This is a genomic window from Okeania sp. SIO2B9, assembly GCF_010672505.1.
GTDB lineage: Bacteria > Cyanobacteriota > Cyanobacteriia > Cyanobacteriales > Microcoleaceae > Okeania > Okeania hirsuta.
In genome coordinates this window covers 1-10,095 of the sequence record NZ_JAAHGK010000101.1, presented here as the reverse complement: position 1 = coordinate 10,095, position 10,095 = coordinate 1, and the positions used below count along the sequence as shown (strand labels likewise).

The following is a 10,095-nucleotide window of genomic DNA, read 5'->3' as shown; positions in this document are numbered from 1 at the left end:
CAAAATTTTAGGTTTGAGGGAACAGGGGACAGAAAAGAGTGGTGGTGCATAGTAATGGTAGAGAGAGTGTGGGGGGATGGGGAGATGGGGAGTGTGGGAGAAATTAAAAAATAGAGTTGTCGCTAAATAAAGGAAAAAAATCACTCTAACCTAGACAGAGCAATAATTCCAAGCATTTTTTTCAATAGCTACAATCCTTACAGAACAAGGTTTTTGGGGATTTTTTAAGTTATAAAGCGACAAGTCTAATATATATCCTCACCATTACCATGCAGGACTACCCAGAAAAGAATAAAAACAACTCTACCTCATAGCTTTGGAAACTGCTGTAAGTTATTAATTAGGGTTTGCTGATTAAGTCTCAAAGCATCTATATATAAAGCCTTTAGCTTTTTTGGGTTTGAAATATGTCTATCATTCCGGTTATTAATCCGACTCAGTCTTATACCTTTGCTGACTATTTTAAATTAAACTCTGAACCAGAAGATATTCTATCCTATTTTGGCTATGGTTATGAATCGTGATCGCTAAGTTTACCCCAAACTCATCGTCAACTTCAACACTTAGATAATTTAAAACAACGCTTGCAAGAAATTTTACCTTGTGTCAGTTTAACTAGCGAAATGGCTAGAAGAGAATTTCTTATTGCTCCTGTTTTGATGGAATTAATTCACTACACCCAAGTCAAAATCAAAGTGGGGTATTCTTTAAAAATTAACGAACAGTTGAAAGGTGAATTAGATTATTTTCTCCAGACCAAAACTCAGTTTCTAGTTATTGAAGCAAAAAATGCTGATTTACAAAGAGGTTTCACACAATTAGCAGTGGAATTAATTGCTGTAGAAAAAGCAGAATTTGCCAACTATTCTTTGTTATATGGTGCAGTATCAATGGGTAATATTTGGCAATTTGCTGTTTTGGATACTCAACAAAAACGAGTCATACAAGATACAAATATATATCGAGTTCCAGCAGACTTGACGGAGTTATTACAGATTATGGTGGGAATTTTAGAAGGTTGATATGCTGTTTACCATTAATATCAACTATTATTATCTTGAAGAAGAAAAAAGTGGATGGAGACTCAAACCCTAACCAATTGTAAACACCCTGTAGACGGCGGGGTATTAAACCCGAAAGAAAAAGATAAAACTGTGTCGAAGTTCCTCTGAGACCAAACCTGGTTGCATTGGGATAATATCAATTCTACTATTCAGCCATAGTAGTAGCGCGTCTAGACCAAAATTATGAGTAAATGCAGGCCGATAATATTGAATTTACTGTCTTCTTAGCAATTGCTTTATCCAAATTCTAAAGCTAGATACCCTAGTAGGGTGGCAAACATTGAGCAATATAGACCCGTGATCGATAAAGTAACACTTGCTCACCCTACAAAATTATCCAGCTAAAAAATGTGTAAGTCCTGTTTTTCTCAACTCATAGCCGTAAAAACAACAACTTGAAGTCGACCTTAACCACGACGACCCTTGCGCGCTAATGTTAAACCTGCAACTCCAAGTAAACCTAAAATACTGACTGTCGGTTCGGGAGTAGATTTGTTCTGTGCTACTTGTAAAGAGCCAAACAAACCATCAGCTTCATCATTAGGACCTGCTGCAAAGTAGAGATGATTTGTCTCGCCCAAACTAGCACCATTACCAAAAATTAGTCCCCAGAGACCTTCTATTTCAATAGGATTACCAGATTCATCCATTAAGAAACCAATTTCTTCGCGAGTTGTACGATCATAACCGACAATTCTGCCGTCACCGAAGTTACCGACCAATAAAGCATTACTAAATTCGCCAAAATCATCTGGAGCGATCGCTAAACCCCAAGGAGCATTCAGTGCATTTTCATTAGGGTCATCGGTGTCTTGCCCCCATATATTCAGCAAGTTACCTTCAATATCATACTCAGCTAGTCGCCCTAAACCTACCTTTGCTTGCTCTTCACCAGGCTCATCACTTAGTTTTGCATAGGCAACGTAAAGATTACCATCTAGATTTTGGATATTGAAGGGGGCATACTCTTCACCAAAAGGATTCTCAAATAAGAAATTAGATGTAATGTCATTAAAGTCTTTATCCCAAACATCTATCCCTGGGGACTTTATACTGAAATCAGCAGCAAATAGAAGATTATCCTCTGGTAAAGTTGTTCCTGCCATACCTTTGTAGATGGCAAAGTTATCGTTATCTGGATTATCGTCAGTATTTTGGTCTGCAAATTCTGAATTATCTACCACTACCAAATATTCAACAGGTCTGAGTATACCATCGTCTGTAGGTACTTCTGTCCAAGCGGAAAGTGTTCCACCCTCTTCCACTGCGAAAAATCGTCCTGGGCCAGTAATTGTTCCTAAATCAGGATCGTCCGGATCGAGAAACATTGTTACCTCGAAATCTGATGGGTGTGGACTAAAAAACTGCCCAGTCGGAGCACCTGCGCTTCCTTCTGGTGCATTGGGGGATGTGGGAATAGTCACAAATTTCAGGTCGTCTTGAAATAAAGGTGTTCCACCAACATCTCCGACATAGGTAGTTACAGTCCCAGAATCAGTATTAGTTACCCAAAAGTGTCCCCCAAATCCGGCGGGACGGATGGCTAAATCCCAAGCATTGACGACTAGAGGGTCAAGGATATGAGGCTCAAAGTCCGGATTATTTGATACAAGATTTGTTTGAAAGTATGCGGCAAATGCCGGGGTTACTCCACTACCGATAATTGCACTAATTAGAGTGCCACATAATACATTGATAGATTTCATCTTGAACTCTCCTCACATTTTCATTCTGGAATGAATAAATCTTTAATAATAAAGACTCTCAATAAATTAACAAGATACAAGATATTTTTACATAAACTTAAGAATGATTTAGATTTTATAGCAGTCGCCATTTTTGACATATCAAAAGCTTAAAACTCAGACAACGCAAGATTTTTTCTGCCTTCTGCCCTCTGCTATATATTCCCTTTTGCCTTCTGGAGCTGTTGCCTTTGAATATTTTGACTATATAGTTGAAATCCTAAACAGCTTATTATATCAAATCCGGTAGCATCGGTGTAATTAGATGTCCTAGGGGCGAATGGCCATTCGCCCCTACAGGAATGAGGAGGGAAGAGAATTTAGAAAGATTTGACTATTGCCTGCTACCAGAAAGATGCTATCATTTACCCCCTAAGAATTTTGGCTATCTATATAATTACCAGCTAATTCCGATACACTACCCTTTTCAGTCTGAAGTTGCCATTGACCTACTACATTTAGGGAACCTTCCAAAAATTGACTGCGACAAACTCGACGCTGAATCTTACCACTGGTAGTCTTAGGAATACTACCAGTCTTTAGCAGATTAATAGCATAAACTTCCACCGTATGTTCCTCAGCAACTGCCTGACGAATTGCTCCAACTACTTCCTCAACATTCAACTTCCGTAAATAACTGCGTTCTACCTCTTGAGCAATTATCAACCGCTCATCATCTTCTGCTTCTATAGAAAAAGCTGCTCCACAACTAGACCGTAAAGCGGGATGACATTTTTCCACTGTTAGCTCAATATCTTGAGGATAACGATACCTACCCCACAAAATCATTACATCTTTAATCCGACCAGTAATAAATAATTCCCCATCTTGTAAAAATCCTAAATCTCCCGTCCGTAAAAAAGGCCCTTTATCTGCCAAAAAAGCATTAAAAGTTCGCTCTGTCTCCTCCGGTTGATTCCAATAACCCCTACCTACACCAGCGCCAGATACCCAAATCTCTCCAACTTCACCATCTGGACGTGGAACTAAAGATTCTGGGTCAACAATCATAATTTCATCGCCCAACCAAGCAAAACCACAACTAACTACTGCTCTACTTTTTTCACCGCCAACCACAACTCGGTTTTCTGCTAAAGCTTCAGCATCCACATATTTAATAAGTGGGGATTTTGTTTTTGTTGCGCCACTGATAAATAAAGTAGTCTCTGCCATTCCATAACAAGGATAAAAAGCCTCTCGCCGAAACCCACAAGGGGCAAAAGTCTCGGCAAATCTTTCTAAAGTTGCAGCTCGCACGGGTTCAGCTCCGGAAAATGCGACACTCCAACTACTTAAATCTAAATTTTTCAGTTGTTTTGGGGTTACTTGCCGAGAAACTAGGTCGTAAGCAAAGTTGGGTCCGCCACTGGTTGTTGCTTTGTATTGAGAAATAGCTTTTAACCAACGTATGGGTTTTTGAATTAAAGCTACGGGTGACATGAGGGTGACGGGAAAACCACCATATAAGGGTTGTATTACTCCACCTATTAATCCCATATCGTGAAACATGGGTAGCCAAATTACGCCCTGACTTTCTGGGGAATGTTCAAATGACTGATAAATAATTTCTGAGTTATGCAATACGTTGCGGTGAGTGACCATTACTCCTTTTGGTTTGCCTGTGGAACCGGAGGTGTATTGAAAAAAGGCGAGGGTGTCTGGGTCTATTTTTGGTTCTATCCAATGGGGTGCTTCATAAAAATCAATTTTATCTGTAGCTATCCATGGTAAATCCTTGAGTTTAGGAGCTAAGTCTGGATTTTTGGCTAATTTTTCTTGAATTTCCCGTAAAAAAGATTCTGTGGTGAGAATGGCTTTTGGTTCGGAGGATTGGACTCTTTCTTGGAGTTTGACTATTGCGTCGTTGTTGAGGGGAGGGTTACTGGTTACGGCGATCGCTCCTGAACAGATACAACCAAAGAAACTGGCGATAAATTCTAGTCCAGCAGTGTAGGGATAAACGACTAATATTCGGTCTTCAGGGATGATGATTGATTGGAGGTGAGCAGCGATCGCTTGGACTTGGGTATTTAATTGTTGATAAGTTAAGCTTCCAGACTCGGTTTCTCCATCTGGCAAAAATGTATAAGCAATTTGATTAGGTAGATTTTGTGAGCGATGGTTTAGGATATCTAGTATTGTTGAGTATTTAGGCATTTGAGGATTTTTTGAGTAGATTAATATTTAGAGTATTGTATTAGTAAGTTTTTCTTGCTTACCACATAGTTGTAAATAGGTCAAATCCTTGTTAGAGGGGCTGAGGAAAATTAGTTCATTATGGTTAAATGAATATGAGGCGATCGCTCATTTAAACAATGAAATTATAGGTATTTCAGGCTTTAAAATCTTATTAGGTAATAAAAGAGCTATAGATTATACACTAAGTATAGAATATCACATAATTTGAAAATAAGGCTGAAACCATTGAAACTGTGTTGACGAGTTTAGGGATTTTTGACAATTTTTTGTCAGGAGTTGATGACAATCTTTAAAATTTTCTTTCAAAGAAGCTGAGATTGATAATTAAAACTTTATCTTCAAAAAATAACGATTACATCATTTTTGATTCAACAATTAAGTTGGATAAGTTGGAGTACGATCGCCGATCTTGTAGGGTGTGTAAATGAAATGTAAAGTACCACCCACCGACAAGAAGAAACCAAACCATTCTTGACCAAAAAATAGGGTCTCAAGGCTCCCCTTTCAAGGGGATGAAAAAAAATCAAGTTCAATATTTCAAGCCCCTGACTTCGGGTAGAGGTACTGATAACTGATAACTGAAATGACCTAGCAGTGTAGGGATAAACAACTCAACTAATATTTGCTCTCCTGGACTGATGAATGATTAGAGGTGGGCAGCGATCGCTCGTACTTGTGTGTTTAATTGTTGATAAGTTAAGCTTCCAGATTTGGTTTCTCCATCTGGCAAAAATTTATAAGCAATTTGATTCGGTAGATTTTGTGAGCGAGCGTTTAGGATATCTAGTATTGTTGAGTATTTAGCCATTTGAGGATTTTTTCAATTGTATTGATAAGTTTTTAATACCCACCACATAGTTGTAAATATGTCAAATCACTATTAGAGGAAGTTGGAAAAATTAGATCGCTATCCTCAAACGAAAATGAGGCGATCGCTGGTTTAAACAACGGAATTATAGGTGTTTCGGGCGTTAAAATTTGATTAGGTAATAAAATGGCTATACATTATACACTAAGTATATTATATCACATAATTTGGAAAATAAGGCTGAAACCATTGAAACTATGTTTAGGAGTTTCAGGATTTTTGACGATTTTTTGTCATATTTTTGTCAGAGGTTGATGACAATCTTTAAAATGTTCTATAAGAAAAGCTTAGATTAATAAGTAAAACTTTTGATAAATCTGAAATTATCATAAGAGACATAATAAGATGATGGAAAAGGGAAAAAAGATAATGACAATAATAACTTTTCTGAAAATCTTAGAAGTGGTAGATGAAATTTATCCAGAATATCAAGAAAATTGAATGGAGATGTCAAGAAATAGCCTGCGATAACGATATAGAACAGAAAAAATTAGAGATATTTAATAAGCATAAAAAGAGTTTTAAAAAGCTAAGTGTCAAGCTTTTAATGAAGGACAACTGATGCAGGAAATTATTTGGTGATTTTTTTTGATTAGGTAGTTTAGTATAGTGCGTTAATGAAATTTAACCTACTATATATCTACAAAAAAAACTAAACCATTATTAACCAAAACTCTCGATAAAAAGAAAAAAAACTATTTTAAATATATCAGGTGTGTGACGACTCAAAATATTTCTAAATTATCTATTTTTTTCAACTAAATTCCCTAAATAACCCTACTTTCAAAGTAGGATATAATTACAAGCTAGAGTACACATATTTCTATACAAAATAATTCAAATCTATAGGTTCAGAAAAAAGCTTATGTCTGACTTCTTGTCTTTTGGAAATCTCCTGACAGTATCTAGAACTTTACCAGCACTGAAACAATTTATTGAAGGTGATGTGTTAGGCAAAGTTCTCTCAGAGGTTGGGGATGCAGAGTTAATTGCAGCGTCACATATTTTTAATAATTTAGATTCATCTGCCGATAAGGGAAAAGCTCTTAATCGTGCATTAGTGCATCTCGAAAGTGCACATGAATTGTTTAAGCGTTCTGCGATTTCTGTTATGGACAGTTTCAATGGATTTTCTATAACATTTAATATAGGACAATACATTGAATGGCAATATAAAGATATATACATCTGTTTGCTGATAGCTTTATGTCACAGGTATATGAATGATGATAGAAAAATCATTGAGGAAAAAATACATTGGGCTATACAGGCTTTCAAAGGTTACCCAGGAGCTCCACACGCATATTCTCGTCTGGAAAAGATGATGCCCATAACATTTCCTATAGCCCTCTTTATTACATTCAGCATAGGGCTAGGTTTCCCATTTGGACAAATCAAGATGATGTTAAACAAAAAGCATCGGTTTTATTGGAAGTTAGCCGAAGATCCAGAAGCAACAGAAAGGCTAATCGAAGAAGTCCGCGATAATTTACTATCTATTTAAAACCAAACTACTAATAAAGCTTAAGGGTTTACTAGGTTAGCTAAAGTGTCAGTCAAGTAGAGTTTGTTAATCAAAGGTAACACCCTGCTTTAATAATAAGGAGTTAATTATTGCCCACAGATAAACAAAAAGAAACTGCAATTTTTATTTGTCCGTTACTATCTAATCTTGTAAGCATTCAGCAATTAGCCATCAGCTCTCAGCAATAACATTTTGTGTTTAAGGATGGAGTTTAAATAAATATAGACTTTGGAGCTGACTTTTGTAGTCATATTTTTCGTTTCTCAATTAAATATTGCTTTTATCACTGACTAAAAGCACTCTTCTGATAGCTGACGGCTGAATGCTTACTTAATCTTTATCAATCCATAAATTTATTTCGTTATGACCAAAAACTAAAAATAATTTACATTTTAGCCTGAATGAATGATGGTTTAGAAATTGTAATCAACCAAGATGGAATTGGGATTTTGAAATATGAACAAATCACTTTCGCAAATGAATAATCAAGAAATTCGTCAATATCTTTCAGAAAATTGCAATGATGAAGAAAAATTTAGCCAAGGATTGAAACTGTTAATGAGTCGCAAAACGGAAAATTTTAAGTATCCTCAACCATCAGAAATTGACAGAGAAGAAATTGAGGCAATTTTTTAAGCCAAATTAAATCAGAAACAATAATATGATAAAAAGAAACCAAACTTTATCAATTTATAAGTGCGGTGCGTTACGGCTGAAATTTTTGCTAAATCATCTATATTTTTGCAACTAAACTTCCTAACACACCCTACTTTTTTTAACTAAAGTAAAAGTAGAAAAACAAACTTTGATTATTCTGTACTTTTATTTATGTTAATCATTTTTAATAACTTTGTATGTAAGTTTAATATTATCTGTAAATAGCCTCAATTTTTTTTAGATATGGGATAGGGGCTAAAAATTATAGAAGTTTATTTTCTAGCTTGTAGGTATCTGAATTATCAATATCTAAGGATTTGAGGCAGCTTAAACAATGTTCCCTGAAAAGTTCTTTTTGATCTTCATAGTAATCGAGGTCTTTTGACTTTAACAAACCTAAACTATCGTTTAATAGATAATGGTGTTCAAATTGTGAGAGTAGTTAGTGGATATCGTAATTTAGAATCTCTTTTTGAACAATAATTAGCAGAAACTTAAGATTTAGCTTACTTCTTCCTTCTTACTTCTTTCTTCTTCTTTAATTTATGAAAATTGCCATTATTGCCTCTGGATTTTTACCTGTATTAGATGGAGTAACTGTCAGTGGCTTTTACCGAGTCCAAAAATTAAGTCAATTCGGACATCAAGTTTTATTGTTTTGTCCAGACTATAGTCCCCTCGCTCATTTGTATCCTAATTGGAAAGATTATACAGGTAATATTTTTCCTGGAGTTCAAATCATTAATTTACCGAGTACGCCATTCCTAGATTTTGAAAGAAACGTAGGATTTAACACTTATAAAATAGTCCGCCAAGAATTAGAAAAATTTCAGCCAGAAATTATTCATGTAGATGAACCAGAAAGATTATTTTTTGCTTTTTTTCGTTTAGCTGGCATCCAATTTGCTCAACAACATAAAATTCCCTGTGTTTGTACTTTCAGAACTAATTTTTTAGACTATTTTGAAGATTTCTTACCTTTGCCAAAAGGGATTAACTTGATGTTGAAATTAATCTTTGAAAAAAGTTTTGTCTCTATTTACAACCAATATGACTTAACTTTGGTTTCTAGCAGCGTTACCTATGAAAAAATTGTGAATATGGGTATCAAGAATGTTAAATATACCAATTTTCATGGTTTTGACGTGGAGAAATTTCAGTCAGCGAGAAAAACAGCTAATTTTTGGGAATCAAATTATCAAATCCCTGATTTAACCAACAAAGTAAAAATAGTTTTTTTAGGCAGATTAACCGAAGATAAAGGTTGGCAATTTACCTTAGATGCTTTTGTCAAACTTCAGCAATTAGTAAATCTAGAAAATATTGCCATCATAATTGTTGGTGATGGTCCGATGCGCGATGAAATATTAAATAGATTAACTAAACTGACAAAAAATGTATATTTATTAGGTAGAGTACCTCCAGAGAATATACCTAATATTTTGAAAAATAGCGATTTTCATGTCACTGCTTCAGAAAAAGAAACCAGAGGTTTAACTGTATTAGAAGCTTTTGCCGCAGGTATTCCAGTAATTGCTCCTCAAGCAGGAGGAGTCGTGGAAAATATTCAAGATGGATCGAATGGTTTATTATTTACACCCAGAAATCAGGAAAATTTTTGTGAGAAATTGAAGCTATTAATAGAAGATAAGAATTTACAGATTCAAATGGGTATTAATGCCAAAGAATCTGTTGTTAAATATAGTTGGGATAATGCAGTAGCTAACCTCGTGAAAATTTGGCAAGAGCAAATTACTCAAATCTTCTGAAGAAGGAAAAATTCAAGAATTTAGAATTTAGAATTTAGAATTTAGAATTACCTCTTCTTTTTAAGGGAGAGGATTGACTCAAAGGAAAATTTTTCTTTTTATCCTCTGAAAAGAGGAGGCTTTCAACCAAAATTTTTTGGTAAGGAGGAAAAAGGAAGAAGATAGATGTCGAAGTATTTCTGCGTCTCTGGCGGCAGCGGGTCGGCTTGCGGAAGATCAAGGGCGGTGGGCTGGTCAGACATGTCAGGCCTTTCGTTGGCGGTAATGG

Annotated in this window: 9 protein-coding genes; 6 read left to right on the top strand and 3 right to left on the bottom strand. The window is 35.6% G+C overall.

The window, feature by feature from the left end; all coding sequences use genetic code 11:
* Positions 1–584 precede the first annotated feature (584 nt).
* Positions 585–1,022 carry a hypothetical protein gene (locus tag F6K13_RS06015; RefSeq protein WP_240038965.1) on the top strand — a complete coding sequence of 146 codons (438 nt, stop codon included), beginning with the start codon at positions 585–587 and terminating at the stop codon, positions 1,020–1,022.
* Positions 1,023–1,471: 449 nt separating this feature from the next.
* Here the strand turns inward: F6K13_RS06015 and F6K13_RS06010 are convergent, their stop codons facing one another.
* Both F6K13_RS06010 and F6K13_RS06005 read right to left on the bottom strand, forming a co-directional pair.
* Positions 1,472–2,770 carry a TIGR03118 family protein gene (locus F6K13_RS06010; protein ID WP_124145206.1) on the bottom strand — a complete coding sequence of 433 codons (1,299 nt, stop codon included), beginning with the start codon at positions 2,768–2,770 and terminating at the stop codon, positions 1,472–1,474.
* Positions 2,771–3,181: 411 nt separating this feature from the next.
* Complete coding sequence (locus F6K13_RS06005; RefSeq protein WP_124154339.1) at positions 3,182–4,966, bottom strand: fatty acyl-AMP ligase; 1,785 nt, start codon at positions 4,964–4,966, stop codon at positions 3,182–3,184.
* A gap of 88 nt (positions 4,967–5,054) precedes the next feature.
* Between F6K13_RS06005 and F6K13_RS06000 the strand changes: the two genes are divergently transcribed.
* Positions 5,055–5,216: a hypothetical protein gene (locus F6K13_RS06000; protein ID WP_161564545.1), complete on the top strand. Its 162-nt coding sequence runs from the start codon at positions 5,055–5,057 to the stop codon at positions 5,214–5,216.
* Positions 5,217–5,654: 438 nt separating this feature from the next.
* Here F6K13_RS06000 and F6K13_RS05995 read toward each other — a convergent pair whose 3' ends face one another.
* On the bottom strand, positions 5,655–5,816 hold the full coding sequence (locus F6K13_RS05995; RefSeq protein ID WP_192901130.1) for a hypothetical protein: 162 nt from the start codon (positions 5,814–5,816) through the stop codon (positions 5,655–5,657).
* A 925-nt stretch (positions 5,817–6,741) separates the two neighbouring features.
* On the opposite strand from F6K13_RS05995, the gene F6K13_RS05990 reads away from it, so the two are divergent.
* From F6K13_RS05990 to F6K13_RS05980, 4 genes are all read left to right on the top strand, one after another.
* On the top strand, positions 6,742–7,380 hold the full coding sequence (locus tag F6K13_RS05990; RefSeq protein ID WP_124145204.1) for a hypothetical protein: 639 nt from the start codon (positions 6,742–6,744) through the stop codon (positions 7,378–7,380).
* Positions 7,381–7,712: 332 nt separating this feature from the next.
* Complete coding sequence (locus F6K13_RS35760; protein WP_375339370.1) at positions 7,713–7,802, top strand: hypothetical protein; 90 nt, start codon at positions 7,713–7,715, stop codon at positions 7,800–7,802.
* Positions 7,803–7,857: 55 nt separating this feature from the next.
* On the top strand, positions 7,858–8,037 hold the full coding sequence (locus F6K13_RS05985) for a DUF6887 family protein (RefSeq protein ID WP_124145203.1): 180 nt from the start codon (positions 7,858–7,860) through the stop codon (positions 8,035–8,037).
* A gap of 566 nt (positions 8,038–8,603) precedes the next feature.
* Positions 8,604–9,827: a glycosyltransferase gene (locus tag F6K13_RS05980; RefSeq protein ID WP_124145202.1), complete on the top strand. Its 1,224-nt coding sequence runs from the start codon at positions 8,604–8,606 to the stop codon at positions 9,825–9,827.
* The last annotated feature ends 268 nt before the right edge of the window (positions 9,828–10,095 follow it).

Coding starts and splice junctions, on each gene's coding strand:
- F6K13_RS05980 (WP_124145202.1), top strand. CDS start 8,604: ATGAAAATTGCCATTATTGCCTCTGGATTTTTACCTGTATTAGATGGA.
- F6K13_RS06010 (WP_124145206.1), bottom strand. CDS start 2,770: ATGAAATCTATCAATGTATTATGTGGCACTCTAATTAGTGCAATTATC.
- F6K13_RS05990 (WP_124145204.1), top strand. CDS start 6,742: ATGTCTGACTTCTTGTCTTTTGGAAATCTCCTGACAGTATCTAGAACT.
- F6K13_RS05985 (WP_124145203.1), top strand. CDS start 7,858: ATGAACAAATCACTTTCGCAAATGAATAATCAAGAAATTCGTCAATAT.
- F6K13_RS06005 (WP_124154339.1), bottom strand. CDS start 4,966: ATGCCTAAATACTCAACAATACTAGATATCCTAAACCATCGCTCACAA.
- F6K13_RS05995 (WP_192901130.1), bottom strand. CDS start 5,816: ATGGCTAAATACTCAACAATACTAGATATCCTAAACGCTCGCTCACAA.